Consider the following 23,897-nt stretch of genomic DNA (forward strand, 5'->3'; position numbering starts at 1 on the left):
TCCGTCTCTGTTTTTTTGGTTAAATCAAGGGAGTTGTGACAAGCGAATAATGAATTGGTAAAGAGTCAGACTAAATGTAGTTTATAATTTAAGGTTTGGATTATTTTGTTACGCTATGAAAAGGCAATCTATTTGGCTAAGGTTATGGTTTATTAGTGCCTATTAGTCAGCAAGCACTATGCCTAATTAGGCACGAACACTGGTAATTAACGGTTTGTGCATAGGATTATAGAACGGGTTGTGTGTAAAACCGCTTACTGGTGCCAATACCCCGTCCCCAGGTGTTCCCTTGTTGTTGACACCAGTGGCGTATTCGATCAATAGCGCCCGCACAACGAGCAAAGCGGCGACCAAAGTGTTGAACAGTGGGGAGCCATTCATCAGGGTTAATACTAAGTCGCTCTAAAATAGGCAATAGATGATTGGGAATATGGCCACCTTTATCCTGTCGTATGGCGCGGCCAGTGTAGTCAACCAGGGTAAAGTAATCTACCTCATTAAAAGGTATCCCCCGCGCGGTTGAGCAACAGTCAGGCTTTTCATTCCCCGTAAATGGTAACAAACTTGGAATTTTATATTCAGACTCTGCTATAGTTGTTTTACTTGTTGATTGCTGCCCTTTTTTTGTTGTTGATGGAGTAGCACTCTGTTTCAAATTATTTTTATTCGAATTATTTTGTTTTGTTGCATTCACCTCAGCACGTTGTTCAAGGCGGGTTTGTATGGATGTATAGTCAGACTGTTCAGGGGTTATTTACAGGGAAGTAATGTATACTAGTTTTTCAGGACGCAAAAACTAGTGAGTTGCTAATTTAGCACGGATGGGATTTAAATCCACATAGGCCATACAGGTTAAAATAGCCGCCTCATCTAATAATGCCTGACTTTTAAAGCGCCCCTCCCACTAATTCATCGGGAATAAATTAGAACAGCTTTAGCTGGCCCCATAGGGGTAAACACCAATGATGGTGTTTATAAAAGCGACCTTTACAAATGTCATCTTTATTGGCTAAGCGGGCGATATGTTCGTTTAAGCAACGCACTTGTGCCCTAGGGGTATAAACCAGCTAATATTCATTAATCGCTCACGCCATTCAGCTACAATCTCCTTAACAACTTTTAGTTCCGCCTCGTGCAAAGGTTTTGTCTTGGTGGATAACCAGCGACTAACTAACAAATTACCTTTAAATAAACTACACCAACGCTTCGCCACCGTTTTATCCGACCACTGCAGTGCACTATCAGCATCGACTCGCACCACCACATGAAAATGATTGCTCATCACTGCATAAGCACAAACATCAATTGCGAATACCTCCGATAATACTGCTATCCGGTCAACTATCCATGACTTCCTATGCTCATAACTGAGGCCCGTCACCCGATCCTCCCCACACAAGAACGCACGCCGGACACACCGCATAACACAGTGGTAGTAAGGGGTGTCAGCTAGGCTGACTTTTTCTTGTCGGGCTTTGGTCATGGATTGTTGCGGTCTTTGTTAATAGATGGTGGGTCGTTTACCCCCTTCCGGCTTTTATGTCAAATTTTGGGTGTGCTACATAATGGTGCTGCGCTCTTTGTATCCTTTTTATCTTGAGGAGTAGTTACTTCTTGTTAGTTATGTTTTTCACGTTCTGGTCATCTACCCTGATATCCAGTTGGCTTTTAAGCTATGCTTTACAAATTTATTACACCGCTCTCTGCAGGCGCGAGTGCTTATTGAGGTCAATCCCCGGTAGTCGTGCCTATCCTTTAGGAGTTTTATTGCATGTCGGGATTTATTCAATGTATGTCGTTCTTTTATCCATAATGGAGTACTTCATTCGAGGTATGCTTTTATAAATGTGAACTGATCTAGTAAGTGGTTCCTATCTTCCTGTGCCCTCATGGATCGGAACTCGAAGTACTTAGCCGTGTTGCTTCGTTGCTTCAATTTGGCCTTTCCATCGTGTTGGTCTGTGTACTCATATGGGAGTATATGTTCGAAGTTTATTTCTTGGTAATGGAGAATATATTCTAACGCCCAGTGTTCTTCAGGTTTCTTGCTTATTTTCGCGTAATCGATACTGCTTGGGTTCTGTGTCATGGCCTTAGCGAGGTTCATTATTTTGCTCTTCAGTTCGTCTTTGTCCTGTAGTGTTTGTTCCTGTGATATTACTGTTTGTAGATTTGTCAAGTTGATTGCCTGGCTCAATAATTTCAGGAAGGCGTTTACGTTGTTCTTGTCGTCATTTGTTTTCGTATCTTGTAGCAGGTTGGCGTTTTCCTGTGATTCGAGAGGGCTTGCATTGTGTATCACATCGGGCGTTATAGTGTAGTCGTTATTTGGGTCCTTTGCGTACGTGTTGGCCATCAAGATTTGGGCTAATAGTGTACGTGCTTCGCTTATGGATTGTTCCGGGTTGAGCACTCCTATGTTTATCTGGCCCCCACCATGTTTTGCGTCTCCGTATAAGTCGAGCCCATCTGTTATTTGAAATATTTCTCTGATTTTGTCTTGTTCTGCGAGTCTTCCAGAATGGAATGGGTCTGTTACTACTTCTAGCACGTCGCCATCAGTGGTTAGTTCATAGGCGAATTCATCGTCGAGCCATTCGTATCGCGTGCGAATATTCTGTGGAGCGTTTTCATCGTTATAGATGTCCTTCGCGATGTTCGCTATCCCTTTTCTGTTTTTATTCGGTTGTGGTAGTGTTCCGGTTTCTTGGGTAAACGCTGTGCATATCATGTCCCAATAATATATGTTTTTGCTTAGCGTGTTAGTCACTTCTGGGTTGTTCTTAGTTATATCGTTCTTGACGTCTTGATCTAGCTTGTCATAATTTTGTCGCCAGTTTGTTTTTGTCTCGTCATAAAATGTTAGTTCCAATCCTACCGTTCGCTGTTCAAGTTTTTTATTAGAATCTTGCATAGCTTTCCTTATCTAGGTAAAAGACAGGACACCCAAAAATTATCCAGCAGCCTCCAACGCCACCAAACAACCCTCAAACGCCCCATCCAACTTCACTCCGCTTCTCACCCACTGCCACCACCGTTTGATATACATTTTCACCGCTTCAACAGAAGCTGCTTGCTCATAAAGCCGAAGTTGTTTATCTCGATGGTTTGTCAAGGTTTTTTCGGCTAACAACACCCCAAGCCCTGCGGATGGACCCAAGCGATAGCCTAACCAGTTGAACCCTTTAGTAATTCGACCAATCAATGTTTTATCTGGTGCTTTTTCCATTTTTAACACACTCAGCACCTGATTCATAAGTTTTACGCCGGTTCTTAATTGACGTTTTGTTTTCGTAAGTAACACCCAATCATCCGCTTTTTATTTAAAAAAGCCGCAGGCGCTCTACTCATAAACTAAATTATATTGTTTGGCATGGTTGGTTAATTGATTATCTAATTCCGTTAAAAATAAAGCACCTAACAAGGGTGATAATGACGAGCCTTTAGTAATCCCTTTTTCAACGAAAAATAATTCAGCATTAACATCATCTAAATGATTTAAAAATTGCGTGATTAAATCTAAAACAACTTCATCATTCATTACCCTGCGTAATTGCTCTATTAATATTGCATGATCAATACTGGCATAATAAGACTTCACATCAGACTTCATGACATGGGTATAACGACTGCAATGTAAAGCAACTTTCATTACCGCTGCTTTGGCACCACCATGTCCCTTTAAGTGAAAGCAGCAGGGGCTAATAGACGGCTTTAACCTCTTTGTAAGGACCAATGTCATTGCTTTTTGTACTAACGCATCTTGAGCATTCCAAACCCCAATACTGTGTCCGTCTATTTTGCAGGCTTTACATGGTGAAAAACGATAGTCGCCGGCGATTAACTGTTTTTGAATAATGGGCTTGATCGCTTGCCAATGAAAACGACAGTGCCATACGGAATTATTGTAATGACTATTCTTTCGGCTTTTACACAACCATTCAAAGGCTTCATCAATAATCTCATCACTGGCTAGTTGATGAATCAACGACAATGGTATTTATCTCCCAACGTTATACCCACCTATCATTCAATTAAACTAACAACAAAATACAACTCCCGCTGCACATCAAAAACATCTCCCGCAGCCCCATCAGCAAACCCACTAAACCCAACCTTGCCTAACACCCGCTGCGAATGGCTATTATGCCCCCATACTGAAGTATAAAGACATTTTAACCCCATTTTTCGTGCTTGTGTTAAAGCCAACCTAGCCGCTCGGGTACCAAAGCCCCGGCATTGGTAGTCGGTGCCTATCCAAAAATAAAAATAACCAGCACTATCTGTATCTGTTTCCGAAAGTGTCAAGCCAGGCAAGCCTGAGAAGCTATCTGTTAGCGGTTCAATGCTCACCACACCCACTAGGCCAAAATTATCGTGTAATACCGCCATTATATGCCGCTGTGATTGCTGATCTTGAATAAAGGCTTGGGCTTGTTTCACATTGCTAATTTCTGGCAGCCGCGTTAATTGGGCTATGGTGGGATCACGGTATTGTAAAGCTAACTCAGCAGCATGGTGTAAACCTAATGGCTCTAGCATTAATTCATTATCCCTGGCTTGGTCAGCATCATACCAACTAAAAAACAGGACACCCAAAAATTATCCAGCAGCCTCCAACGCCACCAAACAACCCTCAAACGCCCCATCCAACTTCACTCCGCTTCTCACCCACTGCCACCACCGTTTGATATACATTTTCACCGCTTCAACAGAAGCTGTTTGCTCATAAAGCCGAAGTTGTTTATCTCGATGGTTTGTCAAGGTTTTTTCGGCTAACAACACCCCAAGCCCTGCGGATGGACCCAAGCGATAGCCTAACCAGTCACAAAATTGTCAGGAACAATTTTGAACAGCTTTAGCTGGCCCGAAGGGTAAAAGGCAGGATGCCTGGAATAAACCCTTTAGTAATTCGACCAATAAATGTTTTATCTGGTGCTTTTTCCATTTTTAACACACTCAGCACCTGATTCATGAGTTTTACGCCGGTTCTTAATTGACGTTTTGTTTTCGTAAGTAACACCCAATCATCCGCTTTTTATTTAAAAAAGCCGCAGGCGCTCTACTCATAAACTAAATTATATTGTTTGGCATGGTTGGTTAATTGATTATCTAATTCCGTTAAAAATAAAGCACCTAACAATGGTGATAATGACGAGCCTTTAGTAATCCCTTTTTCAACGAAAAATAATTCACCATTAACATCATCTAAATGATTTAAAAATTGTGTGATTTTATCAAAATCAATTTCATTATTTTCTCATGTAAACAACAAAATACCACTCCCGCTGCACATCAAAAACATCTCCCGCAGCCCCATCAGCAAACCCACTAAACCCAACCTTGCCTAACACCCGCTGCGAATGGCTATTATGCCCCCATACTGAAGTATAAAGACGTTTTAACCCCATTTTTCGTGCTTGTGTTAAAGCCAACCTAGCCGCTCGGGTACCAAAGCCCCGGCATTGGTAGTCGGTGCCTATCCAAAAATAAAAATAACCAGCACTATCTGTATCTGTTTCCGAAAGTGTCAAGCCAGGCAAGCCTGAGAAGCTATCTGTTAGCGGTTCAATGCTCACCACACCCACTAGGCCAAAATTATCGTGTAATACCAATCATGGTAAATAATCTGTAAAATACCTGGTCACAGTATTTCACTTAATTTGACTAGGAATTTAATAATGGCAAGGATTGCTTCTATTCCAGATGAGTTGTATGACTACGACTTTGATGCCTTACTAAACAGAGAGCCCCACCCAAGAACACGGCTTCGCTTATTAGCGATGGCTCATTTACAAGCAGGTTGGTCCCAAACAGAAATAGCGCGAGCATTAAGAAAGTCAAACAATACCATTCAGGACTGGCTCAACCGTTTTAGACGAGATGGCCTTGAAGGACTTTATGAACAACCCGGTAGAGGAAAAAAACCGTTTCTTTGTCCTTCACAATATAATGAATTTAAAGCGGCCGTTATTACCTTACAAAACAATCGTCAAGGCGGTAGAGTTCAGGGTAAAGATATACAACAGTTGCTGCTAGAGCAATTTAATATAGACTACAGCTTAAGTAGTATTTATGAGGTATTGCATAAAGCAGGACTTTCTTGGATTACATCAAGATCTAAACACCCTAATCATAGTCCAGATAAACAGCAAGCGTTTAAAAAAACTTTGAGAAAGAGGCCCTAAAAGTACTTCCTTCATCCGTTTCTCCAGATAAAGTTGATATTTGGTTTCAAGATGAAGCGAGAGTGGGTCAGCAAAATACCAGTACGCGTATTTGGGCAGAGAAAGGTACGCGCCCACGAGTAGTGAAGCAACAACAGTTTGAGTCAGCTTATCTCTTTGGCGCTGTTTGTCCTGCCAAAGATATAGGGGTGGCTCTTGTATTACCTGTTGCTAACACAGAAGCAATGAGGTTGCACTTAACAGAAATTTCAAAAGCCATTTCCAAGGGAAGACACGGACTGGTTATCGTTGATCAAGCTGCATGGCATACGACTCATTGCCTAGAAATACCTGCGAATATTACGCTATTAAAGTTACCACCTGCTTCCCCAGAACTTAACCCAGTAGAGCGGATATGGGAAAAACTTAGAGAAGATTCACTGGCAAACCGTTGTTTTAAAAATTTCAATGATATTGTTGAGTCTTGTTGTGAGGCATGGAATGTATTTGTGAATAAGAAAAATAACATTAAAAGCTTGTGCTCCAGGTGCTGGGCTGTTTTAACAAGCTAATAAACAGGATTGGTATAATACCGCCATTATATGCCGCTGTGATTGCTGATCTTGAATAAAGGCTTGGGCTTGTTTCACATTGCTAATTTCTGGCAGCCGCGTTAATTGGGCTATGGTAGGATCACGGTATTGTAAAGCTAACTCAGCAGCATGGTGTAAACCTAATGGTTCTAGCATTAATTCATTATCCCTAGCTTGGTCAGCATCATACCAACTGCATTGCTGACAATAGGCTTGCCATTCTACAATATCACTGGCTAATTGAAGTGCTTGTGTGTCATTAGGCGATAACTGTAGTACTTGTTGAATGCATTGTTTAGCTAAGGGCTGAACACCACTACTGTAGCCACAAAGGGCTAAGTTATGCCATAGGGCAGTTTGATTAAGCGTGGACAGATTATTTGTAGTGCACTTAGGATTAGATTGATCCGCCCATGCCAATACCCATTGTAAGCAATGTAAATAAGGTAAAAAACAGGACACCCAAAAATTATCCAGCAGCCTCCAACGCCACCAAACAACCCTCTAAGGCCCCATCCAACTTCACTCCGCTTCTCACCCACTGCCACCACCGTTTGATATACATTTTCACCGCTTCAACAGAAGCTGCTTGCTCATAAAGCCGAAGTTGTTTATCTCGATGGTTTGTCAAGGTTTTTTCGGCTAACAACACCCCAAGCCCTGCTGATGGACCCAAGCGATAGCCTAACCAGTTGAACCCTTTAGTAATTCGACCAATAAATGTTTTATCTGGTGCTTTTTCCATTTTTAACACACTCAGCACCTGATTCATGAGTTTTACGCCGGTTCTTAATTGACGTTTTGTTTTCGTAAGTAACACCCAATCATCCATGAACCTTACATAAACCAAATTATGTTTTTTTGCATGGCTGGTTAATTGATTATCTAATTCCGTTAAAAATAAAGCACCTAACAAGGGTGATAATGACGAGCCTTTAGTAATCCCTTTTTCAACGAAAAATAATTCAGCATTAACATCATCTAAATGATTTAAAAATTGCGTGATTAAATCTAAAACAACTTCATCATTCATTACCCTGCGTAATTGCTCTATTAATATTGCATGATCAATACTGGCATAATAAGACTTCACATCAGACTTCATGACATGGGTATAACGACTGCAATGTAAAGCAACTTTCATTACCGCTGCTTTGGCACCACCATGTCCCTTTAAGTGAAAGCAGCAGGGGCTAATAGACGGCTTTAACCTCTTTGTAAGGACCAATGTCATTGCTTTTTGTACTAACGCATCTTGAGCATTCCAAACCCCAATACTGTGTCCGTCTATTTTGCAGGCTTTACATGGTGAAAAACGATAGTCGCCGGCGATTAACTGTTTTTGAATAATGGGCTTGATCGCTTGCCAATGAAAACGACAGTGCCATACGGAATTATTGTAATGACTATTCTTTCGGCTTTTACACAACCATTCAAAGGCTTCATCAATAATCTCATCACTGGCTAGTTGATGAATCAACGACAATGGTATTTATCTCCCAACGTTATACCCACCTATCATTCAATTAAACTAACAACAAAATACAACTCCCGCTGCACATCAAAAACATCTCCCGCAGCCCCATCAGCAAACCCACTAAACCCAACCTTGCCTAACACCCGCTGCGAATGGCTATTATGCCCCCATACTGAAGTATAAAGACATTTTAACCCCATTTTTCGTGCTTGTGTTAAAGCCAACCTAGCCGCTCGGGTACCAAAGCCCCGGCATTGGTAGTCGGTGCCTATCCAAAAATAAAAATAACCAGCACTATCTGTATCTGTTTCCGAAAGTGTCAAGCCAGGCAAGCCTGAGAAGCTATCTGTTAGCGGTTCAATGCTCACCACACCCACTAGGCCAAAATTATCGTGTAATACCGCCATTATATGCCGCTGTGATTGCTGATCTTGAATAAAGGCTTGGGCTTGTTTCACATTGCTAATTTCTGGCAGCCGCGTTAATTGGGCTATGGTGGGATCACGGTATTGTAAAGCTAACTCAGCAGCATGGTGTAAACCTAATGGCTCTAGCATTAATTCATTATCCCTGGCTTGGTCAGCATCATACCAACTACATTGCTGACAATAGGCTTGCCATTCTACAATATCACTGGCTAATTGAAGTGCTTGTGTGTCATTAGGCGATAACTGTAGTACTTGTTGAATGCATTGTTTAGCTAAGGGCTGAACACCACTACTGTAGCCACAAAGGGCTAAGTTATGCCATAGGGCAGTTTGATTAAGCGTGGACAGATTATTTGTAGTGCACTTAGGATTAGATTGATCCGCCCATGCCAATACCCATTGTAAGCAATGTAAATAGATGGTTTTAGCTAGGCCCCAGCCACTTAAATCAATGGCTAATAAACCAAGGGTGAAAGCAAACTCTTCTTGCTCACCGATTATAAAATACTGACTCCAGGTTTGCTGCAAGCAGTCTAGCCAATCTAACCGACTATTAATAGGTACCCCTTGTTTTAATAACACCGGTAAAAACTGCTGGAGTACTATATAATCGTACTTGCTAAGCCGACAATAGCTGAGCATTTGCTCGCTGGTTAGTTCCTCTACCCGATTATGTAAACTACGTTTTACCATAAAAAAATCATCGGGATTAAAACCAGTCAACTGCTGTTCTACAACATGTTGCGTTGCTGGAAACTGCCTAGCAGCTACTTCATCTTTCAGTCTATCATTTGAGGTTGGCTGATTGATCATTAATACTTGATACACTAAACCCTGATCACGGTGTTGTTGTTGAAAATACCAGCTTGTTTCAGGATCATGGGAATTTTCAGATTTAGCCTTAATTACCTCTAACCATTGCGCCAATCCATGAAAATTAATGGGTAAAGAAAAACAACCATGGGCAGCTAAGCGTGGTAAGCCTTGCTGGCGCACTTGACTTAATTGACTATAGCCTCTGTCAGCCATTAATAATAACAACTGACCACGGGCTAATTGTTGCAACTGTTGTATACAGTGCATCGCACTGGTAGGAAGTAACAATGGCTGACTGGATAAGTGTTTTAAATAATACTGCACAATCGATAATAAACTCGGCTCTAGACTCGGTACTAGTGTAGATGGGAATATGCCTAAATTTTCACCGCCTGCTAACAGTGATTCATTTGTTAAGGATTCACAGGATAAGGAATCACATAGCCGCCAACGATAATGCAATGTCAAGTCCTTAAACAGCCCTTTGCCTTTCTGGTGCTTTTGAATAACTGCTTTTTCAGCACTTCCATTAATAGACTCAATGGCAACTTCACCCTGATAAAACTGCCCATAATGACAATAGCTTAAGGTTTGAGGTAAACCATCAAATACATAATTTGCAATGGCAATTAAAGGGTTGCTGCTTGCCTGAACTATTTGAGTTAGTGCCGGATTATCAAATGGGTTGTTAGTAGCTTTTTTAACAGTGTTTTTTGGCGCCAGATCAACCTGAATTACTTGCACTTGCCCAGATGCTAAATAAGGCAATAATTGTGGGTGTTGTTGTAAAAACTCACAATTTTTTGGTGCAAATTCACTGATAAGCAACACTAGCGGTAGATCAGCTAATCCGTAATTTGGTAGCTTTTTTTCCAGTTGCTTTAATAAGTAATAAGCGAAACGACCAGACCCTGCACCTAGCTCTAACATATAGATTGGGCTATTTACATTGATGAGCTGCTGGCTCAAACCATCCAACAGATAATGGATAATAATTTCAGCATAACAGGCGGCCAGGGTGGGGTTACTGGTAATATAATGAGGGACTTGTTTCGTTTGCCAAGCTGCCGGCCCTTGATCAATAAAATAATCCCGCTGCATTTGCCACAAAGGGGATTGACTAAAATCATAATAATCCCCCACAAAGGCTGAATTAGCTGGGGGCTGTAATAAATCTGCGGCCGTTGGGTCATAATGAAACAACTTCTCTTCCATTTGCTGGGCATAGGCTGCTTGCCATTGTTTTTCATCTGCCTGCATTAATAGCGGTTGCGATTCCATTAGCTGCAATTGTTGAAGTGCATGTACATCATTAATAAAAAATGTCATTTAGCCACTAACCTTTTTAACCATCCGCCTATTTACCAATTTTAAGATGACACAATTGCAAGAAATACCCACAGCGAAACTTTTTTAGGGGAGGCATCAAGCGATGAAACGAAGGAGCTTATAAAAAATAAGTGACTGAGTTGAAGAGAGCAGATAACAAACCCTAAAGATGGTTCGCGAAGGGTATTCATCCACCTATAAGCACCGTAGCTACCCCCTGCACAATAACGCCCCCATGGGCTGTTACATCACCCTTTCTCCCTGCTGGCTTACCATTGATTTTTACTGTTGTTGAGCCATTCACTATTTTATTATCTCCCTGACTACCACACATAAATAAGGTTTCACCGAGAGCTGCTTGTTTACCACTAATCAAAACATTAAGTGAACCTAAGCTCGGGGATGCTAATTTCAATTGGCGGCCAAGGTGTGGTGTTGGTCCAGGATCTAATTTAGGACAAGTATATAAATCTTCAACAGTTGCTGCTGGCATTCCCATGATTTTCTCCGTTCCTTAACCAATGATTTAATTGATATATTGCTGCTTTATTTTCTGTCTGTTTTTGTAACTCTATATTAATGTGATGGGCTAATAATGCTTTATCAATAATGGGTGGGTTGGTTTGATTAACCATCATTTTATCAGTTAACAGCTGGCGTTTTACTGCCTGGGTAATATTACTAATTTGCGCACCAGTTAAGGGAAATAGTAGAGCTAGCTCTTTTAAACAAATGGCATTAATTTTTGTGATTGCTTTTGGCCAATGATACTGCCACAGTTTTTCTCGGATTTTTACATTGGGTAAATTGAGTTGAATCACCCAATCTAGGCGCCTAAAAAATGCTGGGTCGATATTATCTTGATAATTTGTGGCTAATAATAATAAGCCATTGAACTGTTCAATGCGCTGTAATAGATAATTAACCCCTAAGTTGGTGTTTTTATCTTGGGCATCTTGAACCGCCGTGCGACGTGTAAATAATGAATCGGCTTCATCAAAAAACAACACACAGGGTTGTTGCTCTGCTTGGTTAAACACTGCAGCTAAGTTTTTCTCGGTTTCACCAATCCATTTACTGGCTATTTTTGCTAAATCCACCCGGTAGAGCGGTATTTGTAATTCATTAGCTAGCGCTTGGGCACAGTGGGTCTTACCAGTACCCGGTGGACCATAGAGCAATACTTTTAGCCCTGTTATTCTCGTGCTTGGCTGCTCTCTTATTTGGGCTAGATTATATTCAAACTGATGAATAATACTGTGTAATTGTTGTTGTATGCCTTTCTCTACAAAACAGTCTTGTAAACCAATGTTAGAAACCATCCGGGTAGCCACACCGGCCAACTGTTCTGGTTGGTTTTGAGTGGCCAAGGACATAAGACGATCAATTATATTTTCTGGCATTATATCAGGGTCAAGATCATTCTGGCTGTTTTGCGAACACTGGTTTTCTGTAAAATCCTCCTCCATAACTCGATGTGACAGCTGCATGATGTGCCCAGGCAAACTGGGAAAACGATGGGCTAACGTTAGCCATTCATCTTCTGACATAGCTACCCGATTGATCCCATGCTGTTCATACTGATAACTAACAAAAGTTTGCCATAGTTGAGCTTGCACCGCTGGTTGAAATACATCAACTGTTAATTGGTCGTTAAAATACGGGGTTAAAGCCATTGGTAAAGCTATTGAATTTATTGCGGTATTCTCTAATGGGTTATGGGTTAACTCACCAAATATGAGTAATCTTGGTGCTTGGTTTAGCCAATTGGCTATAAGTGGCACGGCCGCTTTATTTTCTGCTAAGTAAGCCGCCCCATTGGGCCAATATAAGATCCCATTGGTTAAGTTCAAGTAACGTAAGCAATCGATAAGTACCGAATGAAACTCTTGATATTGAGTAAACACGGCTTGATTTAACTCATAAATCGGTTGGGCTAACTGTTTAGCAAGCGATATCGCACTAGTACGTTTCCCTGCCCCTTGGCCACCATTAATCACTAGAATTTGGCTGGTTTGATATGTGGTTAATTTTTCATGAATACCAAAAGTTTTCCTATCCCTATTAAATGTATCCACCACTGGCCAGGGTGGCTTTTTAAGAGGTGTTAATAGCTCTTGGATTTCAGGTGGTAATATTTCGGGGGGCAATTGATGTAATTCATTTAACTGGTTTAATCGTGCTAAAAACCATTGTAGTAGGTCATGGGCTACCCATAAGGGCTGATATAGCTTTGCTGCACCTCTCCCCTGGACAGTTAATAGCCGCCAATGAAATAAAGGGGAATTATCCCACAGTTGGGATAAATAAGTATGATGTGTCTGCTCAGTATCACAAATCATGGATATTAATAAGTCAATAGTAGGCTCTGGCTGCCCATGAAGCTTTTGGTAAATCACCCGATAACGAGGGTAAACACTAGGTAATACGGCTAATAATAAAATCATTAGCGCCAACCCGGTTAACTGGAAGCTTCGTTTTAAAGGCTGCAACTGCGGAGATTCCGCCAATTGAACCTGCAGCTGCTGAATATGCTGTTTAAGCATTTGCTGATGTTCAGCAGTGTGCTCATGTGAATTAACATCAGCCAATAACCATTCATACAACTGTTGTGGAATGATTGCTGTCTGCTGGAAAAGGTCAGATAAGTTCATAAAATTGCCATTTTACAGATAAACACCTTCTTTTAATAATTCCCGCTTAATTCCCTGTAGCAACATTTCCTTTTGAATAACTGGTTGCTGTTCATCTGGCAGGTGATTATCGATAGCCTCCAGGGCAAGGTTAAGTATAATATTGGTAATTAACCCACCACTGACTGGGTATTGCTTAGCAATTTCACGAAAATCAATATCATCTGCAAAAGCAATGGTTGCTGGTACAGCTTGTTGCCACAGTTGTAGCCGCTGTTGTTCATCAGGTAAGGGAAAATGTACTATAGACTGCAAACGCCGGGTAAAGGCTTCATCAATATTATCTTTTAAATTACTGGCTAAAATAATTAGCCCTGGGTAGGCTTCTATACGCTGTAATAAAAAGCCAATTTCTTGGTTAGCATAGCGATCATTGGCCGTCTGTACGCTGGTACGCTGACTGAAAAGCGCATCCGCTTCATCAAAAAATAAAATCCATTGGTGTTGTTCTGCCGTATCAAATAATAACGCCAGGTTTTTGCTGGTTTCACCTACCCATTTAGATACCACCTGGGACAAGTCAACCCGATAAACAGGTAATTCAGCAGGATGCTTATTTATGTGTTGACATGAGGTACAGATTTTACCTAATAAAGCTGCTGTTAAGCTTTTACCTGTACCAGGGGGGCCATAAAACAAGGCACGATAACCGGGTTTAATGAGTTTATTGAGAACGGTATCTTTTTCCAATTGCTGCTTATACTGCAACCAACGTTTAATATCCACTAAACTGGTCGTCACACACTCTGCGACTACTAAATCATCCCATGTAAGCTGCGTAGTGATGTGCTGTGCAGGAAAATCCGCCAATGGTGTCAAGATTTGCTGTTCGGCTAAACCTAGCCATTGCTGACAAGTGACAGGGTTTATTTGTAACGGCTGTAACCAGGGATCAGCGTGATTACTTGATGATAACAACACTTTATGTTGCTGTAACGAACTCTCACCTTGCATATAAGGCAATAGTTGTAATCGAGTCGCTAACAGTTGTTGACTATCATTCTGAATAGCCAGTGTAGACGGATTTGGTTGGCCAAGTTGGTTATGTTGCATAGGCCAACAACGCGTCAGAAGCCAAGCAGTAGTTTGCCAGCTAGGTTCGATAGCGCCCTCCTCCTTACTATGCCCTTGGTTATTGACCCTTAATCCCGCTTGTGGATGCTGTTTTATTGGCAGTAATACCGCTGGTAATAAATAAGCAGCGAGTGCCAAATTCATAATCAGTCGCACCTTATTAAGCTCAGAATTATTTTGATAGTGTTGGTTTAACCATTGATGATAACCAATTAACTGAGGCTTTAATGGTGGAGGGGGGATTATTTGATACCATTGATTAACGTCACCTTCAACATCATCACTCGTATTTAATCCATCAGTACTACACTGATTGTTATTCATGTCTAAACGCAGTGCAGAGTCTATTAGTGCAGATAGCCAATCAAATTCATCAGCTAAATATTGTATTGAAACGTCATTATTCACAGGGTTTTACTCCAATGCACCGTCAAGACTGAGTTCATCCATGGAAGTTTAACCGTATTAAATGACCAAGGGAGATGTTGTAATAATACATCTTGATTTTCTCTAGGCACAGTTAACACCCAACCCGACTCAATAGAGGTTAATACCCCAGGCCGACGAATAAACAACTGTTGCAAACTAGTAATGGTTGCCTGATTAAAGTGTTGCCAATGAGCTATCACTGCTTGTTGTAAATGAACCAGTTCAGCTTCGGCCTGTTCGGGTAGTTCAAGCATATCTATAGTTTCCTCAACCCCAAGCCCACACAAGATTTGGTGTAGAGGGTTAGTGAACCCATTAGCATCAGGATTCAGGTTAAGCCTATTGAGTAAATTAACTCCCAGGCATGCCGTATACTCTTCATTATCATTAATAAAAAACTGAGCATTCTTCAACCAACCTAGTTTGTTAAAAAGTGAGGAAAACCACGGGGTTAATAACACGACGCCAGCATTTTCAATTTGATATTCACTAATCATTGGATGAGACTGATCCGCACTAATATTGGCCTGTAACTCGCCTGTGATAGATCGATGGAGATCTTTTAACATCTGTAACCCAGGGTTTGATGGCTTTTGACTAGAAAAAGATTGTTTACTTGCCTGCTTGAATACTTGATAGGGTTGATTAGTTAACTTACCTGTTGTATTTAGCTTATTACTGAGCTGATTAGAAATATTAACGATTGCTGTATTGTTATCTGGATTCTGTTCTGATTGTTTATCTGTACGCTCTACAGTCTGTTGATTATTTTTACTATCGGTGGTGTTCGCAATATAATACTCATTATTATTTTGATCACTTACTTTTATCATTAACTGTAAGTGTTGGAGCCATTGAGGTGGCAAGGGATAACCAAACAGTCTTTCGAAACGGTATAAAAATGCTTTATATAGGTCTACTATGTTAGTTTCTTGTATATTTGAACTACCCACATCAGCCATAGAAACCTGTATATATTGATCAAAGCTATTGATTAGTTGATCAAACTGTTTCTGGTAATTGTCAATATCCATTGAAGCAGTTTGAGGATGTGGACTTTGTGGTTGCTCGATGTCGTTAAAACCGGGGGAATCACTTGAATGAATCACTACTTGTTGTTTTAATTCTTTTAGCCGGTTATTGAGATTCAGTATTCCATTTTTTAAAGCATCAGCATTAATAACATTCTTATCTTTAACCAGCCAATTCAACGTTTGTCGTAGCTTTGGCCATTGTATTGGTGCTATTTTGCTAAGAGCTTCGTTGTAGTTACTACTAGTAAAGCGATTAATTAACTCACAAAGTTCATCTTGTACTAAATTAAAAGTTTTCGCCTTATCTGATCTAAAGTCACCCTTTTCAAGCCCTGTTATTATCTTATTTATAAAGCATGTCACTTCATCAAGTTGTTTTATCAACTTATTGTAAACAGTATTTGTGAATGGTTGGTAAACCCTATTGTTATTGGTTGAGTCTACATTGTTAATAATTTTCTGCTTGGCCGGTTTGTAATTAATTGCTTGAGAGTCTGCGGGCTTAATAAGTAACCTGTTACTATCGTTTTGAACAGTTGTTATCAGGCTACCCAGCTTCTCGTTGTAAGCTTTCCTTAACCATTTGATAAATTCATTATTGCCGTTTTTAAAATTTACACTGGTAACTGGTTTGCCCTTGTCTCCCTTAGCAGATAATTTTTTTGTGGCTGATTCTTGGGTTTTATCTATAACAGGTTGATTATATAAACTGATTATATAGCTTTCAGACCACTCCTGTAACAGTTTGTTTACAGAATCTGGAAGTATTTGGTGATAGTTTTGTTGCCAGTTCAACTTAATTAATGCTAGAAAATCATCGGCATTTAATCTCATTTTAACTTCACTAGTTTTAGCAACAAACTCACCGACAATAGCATCTACTTCTTCAGTCATACTTCTACTAATAACACTATGAAGCAGAGAGCGAAGCTTTTTCAATAGTGGTTTAGGCAAAGTGGAAGACAGCGTAATAGGGCTTTTCTGATTTTTAACTGGATAGCCACGCTTATCAATAATTTGTCTACCATTATTAGATAACTTCTCATGGTTATTGACTTTATAAGCCTTACCTTCTTTTATTTCACTATCTAATTTTTCAAAGAATTGCTTAAATGCATTTGACAATGCTGTTTCTAATGAGCTTTTTAACGTAGCAATATTGAGTTCACCCAAGTTAATGGTTAATTCTTTAATTTCAATAGTCTGATCAGATATTTTAGGCAGATATTGTTTATCGTATGCTTGGCAAATCATCCTCTCCAAATTTTTCTTATTTAATAAAAAACTAAGTTTGGTAAGGTTTCCAGGACTATTTGAATCAATTGAAAATTTGCATTGTTTTATTACTGACATATAAACTATCCACCAACTTTTATTATAATATTAACCGCTTAAATTGATATTGCAGGCTGAAGTGCCTCATTTAAGTAGTATGGAAATACCTGGTTATAGCGGCTGTTGGTTTGAATAATTTGATACGCCACATTAATCTGTAATTTACCTATTATGGCATCTTCAATTGATAAAATAGTATCTTCTACGATTATTCTTGACTCATAGTATAACAGAGAGTCTGCTACGGTTCTTTCAATGGCATTCAAGGTAGACCGATTAAGCTTTTCAAATACATACTGGCTTAAATCACAACCAAAATCAGGACGAGTAATAAAGGTACCCGGTTGGGTATTAATTATTGTGTAAATTGACTCCGCTATTTTTTCTTCCCCAGACATAGTTGCTAAAGCAACTTCTTGCTCACCTGTTTTATAGCTACTGGACTGTAACTGAAATAACGGCGGCATTGACCAGCCGGAACCGAGAAAGCTTTCTAAATGATTTATCATAATAATTTTTAAAGTAATGTTATTTGGGATTTTACTTAGTTGATATTAACAGTCTGTCCTTTTACATTAGTAACAACACTTTGGTCACCGATTTCAGTTGGATTACCTTTGGCTTTGAGATTAGCTTTAGACTCTATAGCTACATTACTATCTGCATTAACAGTAATATTTTGTTTTGCTTTCATAGCAATATTAGCATCGGCATCTAATGTGATTTTTTTATCTGTTGTGACAGCAATGCCCTGTGGGTTTAATTTTAATGCTTGATTTTTATTAGTTGCGATAGATAACTCACCAGTGGGTGTACCTAACAGTCCCCGTTGTATTTGCATTTGTTGATATTGCTTACTGACATCCTCTGGTTTTGCCCCTTGCTGGTCTGCTAAAAGCCCACCTAAAACCACTGGTTGCTTTGGGTCTTGGTTTAAAAACCCTACCAATACCTCGTCATCAACCTCCGGTCGTACAATAAATCCGTGGTTTTTTCCTGCTTCGGGATGACATAAGCGTGCAGTAATAATTTGTTCATTATTGGGTACCCCCATGGCAGGCAGTGCCACTTTAACGTCGAGACCAATTATTGCCTTCACAATACCCAGTTGTAAACCAGGTACTTGCCCTGTACGGTTGTTGTATTGTTCTTTATTATTTGTTGTTTGCCACATAGGATTGGGTAAGCCAATTTGCAACTGGGTTGCCCAACCCTGTTGGTCTACTCGATGGGTGACCCCTGTTACCCAATGTGTCCCATTAAATACCTTTGAAAACCCATCCAACTCAATACTATCTTGTAGTTTAATAGCACTAGTGCCTTTAAGGGTTATAGAACCTGTAATTAGTTTTAATGCATGTTGTGTTGCAATAGCATTGGCCCACACTTGAGGCTCGCCTAATTCGGCAAAGGTTGTTCCCAGGGACTGGTGTATACTATAGCCCAACTCAGTGGCTATTTGACTTAAGGGAGACTGCTGTGCAGTTAACTTAATATCTTGGGCAAGAGAGGGCGGTGTTAATAATGGCGCTTGATTCGCTCGTTGTTTACTGCCATCAAGCGCCTGGGTTTGAAACTGACCTGCTCCCCATTCGGGGTTATAAGTTAAATCAAAAGCAACAATCGAGCTTATCCCAAGTTTTAGTTTTCCAGCCTCATTAGCCGCAGGTGCTGGCCATTTTAATTTACTAATCGTTAATTCATTATTATCAGACCAAAGTGCTAACCCGGTTGCTCCACAGCGTTCTAATAAAAACTGCCAATCATCGGTATGGTAGTGTATTAGTTGTTGATGCTTAAAAACGTCTGCACTAGTTGCATTTACTTTAACTGTAAGCCCTTTCGATTGATAGTCAGCCAGTAATTGATTAAAAACATCAAGGTCTGTGAGTTGATGGTATGTTGCAATACGGTCATGATGGCACATTAAAAAAGCAAGGTCTTTGACGATTATATAATGAGCGCCGCCTTCTTCATCGCTTTTAAAACGGTACTTAACAATGTTACCCTTGAATAGTATCGCACCCGCCTTACCATCATTCATTTCCTTAATTTCTAATGTTTTACCCGCCTTGAATTCATCTTGATCTAATGTATTATATTGGTAACTGCTAAAATCAATATTTTTAAATAATAGTTCTGCTCTGGCTATTTTATTCACCGATTTACAGACTTCAAACTGTACCAATGAAAAATTACTGGCTGTCTGTTTACCATCTACAAATACTGTAAAGTAAGTGATTGACGAACTCATAGTACCCTCTAGTCCACAACTGATAAGGGTGGAATGACAATTCGACTACCTGTAGTCAGATTGGTCGCATTATTTAGTTTATTGACTTTAGCCAGTTGCATATAAAACCGAGTACTTCCATAATATTTTTTGGCTATCATAGGTAAATTTTCTTTTGATGCAACGACATGAAGGTGAGTTAGATCAGGGGAACTTTTCTTATCCTGAGCACTTCGTTTTGCCTCCGATAAATCTTCTGTAAAACTACAATCAATGTTTGCTGCGATAGGAACCCCTTTTGTATCAAAAGCGGTATAATCAATAGAAGCATTATCCAATCGACAAAAGAACTCCTTTATGTCTCCCCAACTTATATTTAAAAAAGGAGGTTGATGTATTTTCCCAACCATACTTTGAGTTATATTTATAAAACTATCTACTTGCTTTGCAATTGGTTCATCTTCTTTAGTTCCTGTACCATCAAGCTTTAATTGTAAACTCAACTGTCTATTTCTACCATGTAGAAATCTCATCTGACTGCCTGAACTACCAATTGCATTATCAACTGTATAATTATTTTTTATCGAAAAGATAAATTTAATGGGGTTAATTTTTAACTCAAAACTTCTAAGTCCTTTTTTCCTATCAATATCCTCAAACGCTTCAATAGTCAGCTTTTCTGTGCGATTCTCACTCACTTCATGGTTCCTTGAGTCGATTTAGGGCGTCTAAAGCAGCTGAAACACACTTATTAACCAGTAATTTTTCACTAACTTGTTGTTCAACATTGTCTATATATAATAAGCTATCTTGTTTTCTAGCACTTTGCTTATGACTACTTTCTGAAGTATCATTAACGCTCACATTAATATTCATTTTATTAATTGATAAAGCCATTTCTCACTATACTCCAATAGGCTCTATATCTGCATATGAAAACGTAATCGTTTCCATAACTAAGTTATTACTTTCAGCATCAAAATCTGATAATGACCAGTCAATCGACATAGCACCATATACCAGCCAATTTTTTATTGGCAAATAAGTAAAATTGTATGCCGAAATTAAAATATCCATTGACTTATTTACTTTAGGATCACTCCAATTGATCAATTTTTCAAATTGCAATAATGACAACAGAGCTTGCTCTACTTTAATATCACCATATTTTATTTTTACTGGAAGGCTAAGCTGTTCTTTTGCATAACCAGCACCTTCTATTTTCTCTGTCTCAATACTGGCTGATAGTCCTGAAACTTTTTTCACAAAAATTGTAGATAATGGATCATCCATAAATACAACAGAGAATTTATACTCTGCTGGTATTAACGCTCCAAATATATTTTCCTGAGAAATACCCAAGCTAGTACTCATACAGTATATTTATCTATAAAGTTTATTAAACAGTAATCCTTCGTATCCGATTCAACGCATACGAAGGACTAGTTATACTCTTCGCGAATGATTTTTAGGCTTTGTTACCTTCTCTCTTGACCACCATGGAAGGTGGAAATGCAGTTAATGCATGGAGCGTTTAACTGTCACCCCAGTCATTTACTCCTGGGGGCAAGTCTGCTACTGTATGACTTGCGGTAGCTACTTTAATTTACATAAAAATGCTACTGGAACTCATCACTCGGCGGCCTCCCCTAAAAACCCTTCACTATGGCTATATTAATGATATTCTACACTGATTTTTTTACAGATAAGCTCTAAGGTCTCTACTGCTGCATCAGAAGAGTCAGCACTTAAAGACGGTGCTTCCAGCTTGGTTGGTAATGCATTATCAGCTGCCCAACTAACCACTGGATTACCTTCACTGTCGACCAAAGAAATCCTAACATCTTTCCTAATTCCTCCGTTAATTGCATTATTATTGACCCAGTCATACAGCTGACTACCCTTAGTTATTACTCCTTTCTTGAGAGATATTGTTGGTTGGCTAATCTGCCCAGGATAAATCTGAGGTCCAGTGATAAAACTCATTCCATGTTTATAGGTAATGGTTTCATACTCAACGCTCATTCCTGATGCTTCGGAAAAATACATTTCATCCATATCAGGTATATCGACAATATACTGAAAGGCTGGTAATGGGTAACTTTCTTTAACATCTTTGGTTGTGTCTGCCATACTAAATCCCTATTTTATATCTTTCTATAATCACTTGATAAAAATATATAATGTATTAACTGGTTTGCATCATTTGTGTAAAAGTAAATTCAATAAACTCTGCAGGTCGGCTAGGGGCCATTTTAACCGTAATTTTCATCATTCCTTCTAAGATATCATTTCCAGTCATTGTAGACCCTAGCCCTATACTAATTTGATAGGCTTCATCTTGGGTTAATCCTACAAGTGCACCTTGCTTCCACATTTTATTTAGCAGTGAATCAATCATCGCCTTGACTTTTAACCAAGTGACTTGATCATTGGGTTCAAATACAAACTGATGAGCTGCTGACCGGCAGGTGTCTTCCACAGCTAAAAATAAACGCCTTACGTTGATATAGCGCCAGTCTAAGCTATCTGCATTTAAGGTTCGAGCCCCCCAAACTAATATTCCTTTGCCTGTAAAGCTACGAATTACATTAATTGCTTTACCACTATTCGGTGCATTTAATTTTTCTTGAGCACTGTCTGTTACTACTCTTACAGGCTCAGATACATCCAACAATGGAGTATTTGCTGGGGCTTTCCAAACACCGCGTGAAGCGTCAGTACGTGCATATACACCCACGACTGCTGCTGATGGGGGTAATACAATACGTACCTGTTGACCAAGACTTTGTCTAATTTTGGCATATTTTGCCGGGTTAGTTGTTTTTAGGCTATCAAGATAAACAGGGTCTGTACTACTAATCAATGTCTCTGTTTCTAAATGGCTTGCATGACTATTGTTTTCTACAATAGATAACGTATGAGTATCTGTAACTTCAACTTTTGATTCATCTAGCGCCAAAGGAATATTTGTTTTTAAAAAGGGATAATAAGCTGTACCATAACTACGATGTTCGTTTTGGCTAATTGCCGCTTCAAAGTTGGTAAAACTAATGCTTCCTGTTGCACTTTCTTCTGGCATTGCATCTAATACAGCTAATCGACTTCGTGTACCATTTCGACCAGCAGAATCGTGACCTTCTTGCAATAGTTTCGAGCAGACTCCTTTATAATCATCCCATGAACCTGCTGTATCTGTAGCCAAAGGCGCTAATTGTATTGCTTCAGGCGCTAATACCAAAGTCGCTTCTTCAAGCGTATCAAGCTTTTCTAGCACTTTATTAAAATGATCTTTGTTTATTACTGCCGTATTTATATCATCCTCTGGTAAGGGTACTTTTTGTTCGTTAATAGATGCAATATAACATTTACCACCACCATTACTAAAGTAATGTTCAATGGCATAGTAAAGGAAGAACTTTGGCAGTAGCTGACTATGTTTACTACTATAGTCTTGATTCATTTTAAAACTACTATCATTTTCTGCATAGGTGCCACTTACTAACAAGGGGCCGCCAAACATCTCTGTAAACTCAGATAAATTATTAACAGCGATTATTTCACCATTATTTTTTTGTGTGTAGCCTATAAATACTGGCACGGCTGTACTATCAAGCCCAATACTTAACCCAAACGCACTTTTTTCTTTTACATAAACACCCGGTGTTTTATACTGACTCATCAAAATATCCTTTATATTTCTATAAAAATTCTATTTATTTTCTTTCTACACTGATATCTGCACTAACTAGTTTATCTAGTTCAACTGTACTGAGTTGCTCATATACAATTAAGGTTGCACGATAAAGAATGGAAGGAATATAGCTTATCCTAAGTGCATTCCAGATATCGTTCTGCCTTGTAAAGTCCATTGTCACCAGATCAAGCTCAAGTTTTATTTTATCTAAGCTGCTCTCATCAGATTGAATGATATGATTTTTTTGAAAGCATGTTATTACTAGAGATAGCATTTTTAAAGCTTGTAAATAATTATCATGCTTTGACAAAACTGCCAGATAAATACGCAAGCGGACATCCCTATATTTTTTTATTAGCTTCGTATCAACCTGCTTATATCGATTATTGTTTCTTAATACATTTTCTTCCTCCGTATTAATCAAGCAAACAGTTAATGCATTATTTTCAATTTTAAGTTCATTGTTTTCATTTTTTGGATGGGTAACAACTTGTGTAGCAACACCACCTAACTCATCTTTAAGATACTCTGTCAAGACAGAGGTAAACAATTCAACTGACTTTGACAACATCATTTATTCCTAGTGTATTTA

Annotated in this window: 26 protein-coding genes; 2 read left to right on the forward strand and 24 right to left on the reverse strand. The window is 39.3% G+C overall.

What is annotated here, in order from left to right; genetic code table 11:
* Positions 1–226: 226 nt before the first annotated feature.
* The 9 genes from OQE68_RS25795 to OQE68_RS25835 all read right to left on the reverse strand — a co-directional run bounded on the left by OQE68_RS25795 (position 227) and on the right by OQE68_RS25835 (position 5,579).
* Positions 227–694, reverse strand: a complete 468-nt coding sequence (locus OQE68_RS25795) for a hypothetical protein (RefSeq protein ID WP_219340206.1) — start codon at positions 692–694, stop codon at positions 227–229.
* Between the two features lie 336 nt (positions 695–1,030).
* On the reverse strand, positions 1,031–1,483 hold the full coding sequence (locus tag OQE68_RS25800) for a transposase (protein ID WP_255491059.1): 453 nt from the start codon (positions 1,481–1,483) through the stop codon (positions 1,031–1,033).
* 339 nt (positions 1,484–1,822) lie between these two features.
* Positions 1,823–2,914 (reverse strand): hypothetical protein, encoded by a 1,092-nt coding sequence (locus OQE68_RS25805; RefSeq protein ID WP_180571173.1) that lies wholly within the window; start codon positions 2,912–2,914, stop codon positions 1,823–1,825.
* 39 nt (positions 2,915–2,953) lie between these two features.
* Complete coding sequence (locus tag OQE68_RS25810) at positions 2,954–3,256, reverse strand: hypothetical protein (RefSeq protein WP_266195820.1); 303 nt, start codon at positions 3,254–3,256, stop codon at positions 2,954–2,956.
* A gap of 87 nt (positions 3,257–3,343) precedes the next feature.
* Positions 3,344–3,994, reverse strand: a complete 651-nt coding sequence (locus OQE68_RS25815; protein ID WP_266195821.1) for a reverse transcriptase domain-containing protein — start codon at positions 3,992–3,994, stop codon at positions 3,344–3,346.
* Between the two features lie 32 nt (positions 3,995–4,026).
* Positions 4,027–4,599, reverse strand: coding sequence for a GNAT family N-acetyltransferase (locus OQE68_RS25820; protein WP_266195822.1), 573 nt, complete (start codon positions 4,597–4,599; stop codon positions 4,027–4,029).
* Between the two features lie 3 nt (positions 4,600–4,602).
* Complete coding sequence (locus OQE68_RS25825) at positions 4,603–4,809, reverse strand: hypothetical protein (protein WP_266195823.1); 207 nt, start codon at positions 4,807–4,809, stop codon at positions 4,603–4,605.
* 49 nt (positions 4,810–4,858) lie between these two features.
* Entirely contained in the window at positions 4,859–5,023 is a 165-nt protein-coding gene (locus tag OQE68_RS25830; RefSeq protein ID WP_212717457.1) for a hypothetical protein, read from the reverse strand.
* A 229-nt stretch (positions 5,024–5,252) separates the two neighbouring features.
* Positions 5,253–5,579 carry a GNAT family N-acetyltransferase gene (locus OQE68_RS25835; RefSeq protein ID WP_266195824.1) on the reverse strand — a complete coding sequence of 109 codons (327 nt, stop codon included), beginning with the start codon at positions 5,577–5,579 and terminating at the stop codon, positions 5,253–5,255.
* A gap of 102 nt (positions 5,580–5,681) precedes the next feature.
* On the opposite strand from OQE68_RS25835, the gene OQE68_RS25840 reads away from it, so the two are divergent.
* The gene (locus OQE68_RS25840) at positions 5,682–6,188 is read left to right on the forward strand and encodes an IS630 family transposase (protein WP_180572012.1); all 507 of its coding nucleotides are present in this window, start codon (positions 5,682–5,684) and stop codon (positions 6,186–6,188) included.
* A 38-nt stretch (positions 6,189–6,226) separates the two neighbouring features.
* Entirely contained in the window at positions 6,227–6,739 is a 513-nt protein-coding gene (locus tag OQE68_RS25845; RefSeq protein WP_266195905.1) for an IS630 family transposase, read from the forward strand.
* On the opposite strand, the gene OQE68_RS25850 is transcribed toward OQE68_RS25845, so the two are convergent.
* From OQE68_RS25850 to OQE68_RS25920, 15 genes are all read right to left on the reverse strand, one after another.
* On the reverse strand, positions 6,728–7,222 hold the full coding sequence (locus OQE68_RS25850; protein ID WP_266195825.1) for a hypothetical protein: 495 nt from the start codon (positions 7,220–7,222) through the stop codon (positions 6,728–6,730). The genes OQE68_RS25845 and OQE68_RS25850 overlap by 12 nt on opposite strands.
* Before the next feature lie 7 nt (positions 7,223–7,229).
* Complete coding sequence (locus tag OQE68_RS25855) at positions 7,230–8,246, reverse strand: reverse transcriptase/maturase family protein (protein ID WP_266195826.1); 1,017 nt, start codon at positions 8,244–8,246, stop codon at positions 7,230–7,232.
* 32 nt (positions 8,247–8,278) lie between these two features.
* The gene (locus tag OQE68_RS25860) at positions 8,279–10,810 is read right to left on the reverse strand and encodes a GNAT family N-acetyltransferase (RefSeq protein WP_266195827.1); all 2,532 of its coding nucleotides are present in this window, start codon (positions 10,808–10,810) and stop codon (positions 8,279–8,281) included.
* Between the two features lie 187 nt (positions 10,811–10,997).
* Entirely contained in the window at positions 10,998–11,309 is a 312-nt protein-coding gene (locus OQE68_RS25865) for a PAAR domain-containing protein (protein WP_180569009.1), read from the reverse strand.
* Entirely contained in the window at positions 11,284–13,464 is a 2,181-nt protein-coding gene (locus tag OQE68_RS25870; RefSeq protein WP_180569008.1) for an ATP-binding protein, read from the reverse strand. The genes OQE68_RS25865 and OQE68_RS25870 overlap by 26 nt, the downstream gene beginning before the upstream one ends.
* A 12-nt stretch (positions 13,465–13,476) precedes the next feature.
* Positions 13,477–14,985: an ATP-binding protein gene (locus OQE68_RS25875; RefSeq protein ID WP_180569007.1), complete on the reverse strand. Its 1,509-nt coding sequence runs from the start codon at positions 14,983–14,985 to the stop codon at positions 13,477–13,479.
* Positions 14,982–17,294 carry a contractile injection system tape measure protein gene (locus tag OQE68_RS25880; RefSeq protein ID WP_434801531.1) on the reverse strand — a complete coding sequence of 771 codons (2,313 nt, stop codon included), beginning with the start codon at positions 17,292–17,294 and terminating at the stop codon, positions 14,982–14,984. Before OQE68_RS25880 ends, OQE68_RS25875 begins: the two co-directional genes overlap by 4 nt.
* 137 nt (positions 17,295–17,431) lie before the next feature.
* Entirely contained in the window at positions 17,432–17,884 is a 453-nt protein-coding gene (locus tag OQE68_RS25885; protein WP_180569005.1) for a GPW/gp25 family protein, read from the reverse strand.
* Positions 17,885–17,919: 35 nt separating this feature from the next.
* Positions 17,920–19,629: a phage baseplate assembly protein V gene (locus OQE68_RS25890; RefSeq protein ID WP_180569004.1), complete on the reverse strand. Its 1,710-nt coding sequence runs from the start codon at positions 19,627–19,629 to the stop codon at positions 17,920–17,922.
* An 8-nt stretch (positions 19,630–19,637) separates the two neighbouring features.
* Entirely contained in the window at positions 19,638–20,306 is a 669-nt protein-coding gene (locus OQE68_RS25895) for a CIS tube protein (protein ID WP_180569003.1), read from the reverse strand.
* Position 20,307: 1 nt separating this feature from the next.
* Positions 20,308–20,505 carry a hypothetical protein gene (locus OQE68_RS25900; RefSeq protein ID WP_180569002.1) on the reverse strand — a complete coding sequence of 66 codons (198 nt, stop codon included), beginning with the start codon at positions 20,503–20,505 and terminating at the stop codon, positions 20,308–20,310.
* Between the two features lie 6 nt (positions 20,506–20,511).
* Entirely contained in the window at positions 20,512–20,982 is a 471-nt protein-coding gene (locus OQE68_RS25905) for a phage tail protein (RefSeq protein ID WP_180569001.1), read from the reverse strand.
* Between the two features lie 300 nt (positions 20,983–21,282).
* Entirely contained in the window at positions 21,283–21,741 is a 459-nt protein-coding gene (locus OQE68_RS25910; RefSeq protein WP_180569000.1) for a phage tail protein, read from the reverse strand.
* Between the two features lie 55 nt (positions 21,742–21,796).
* Positions 21,797–23,290 carry a phage tail sheath family protein gene (locus tag OQE68_RS25915; RefSeq protein ID WP_180568999.1) on the reverse strand — a complete coding sequence of 498 codons (1,494 nt, stop codon included), beginning with the start codon at positions 23,288–23,290 and terminating at the stop codon, positions 21,797–21,799.
* A gap of 34 nt (positions 23,291–23,324) precedes the next feature.
* Complete coding sequence (locus OQE68_RS25920) at positions 23,325–23,879, reverse strand: Pvc16 family protein (protein ID WP_180568998.1); 555 nt, start codon at positions 23,877–23,879, stop codon at positions 23,325–23,327.
* Positions 23,880–23,897: the final 18 nt, after the last annotated feature.

It is taken from the genome of Spartinivicinus marinus, from assembly GCF_026309355.1.
GTDB lineage: Bacteria > Pseudomonadota > Gammaproteobacteria > Pseudomonadales > Zooshikellaceae > Spartinivicinus > Spartinivicinus marinus.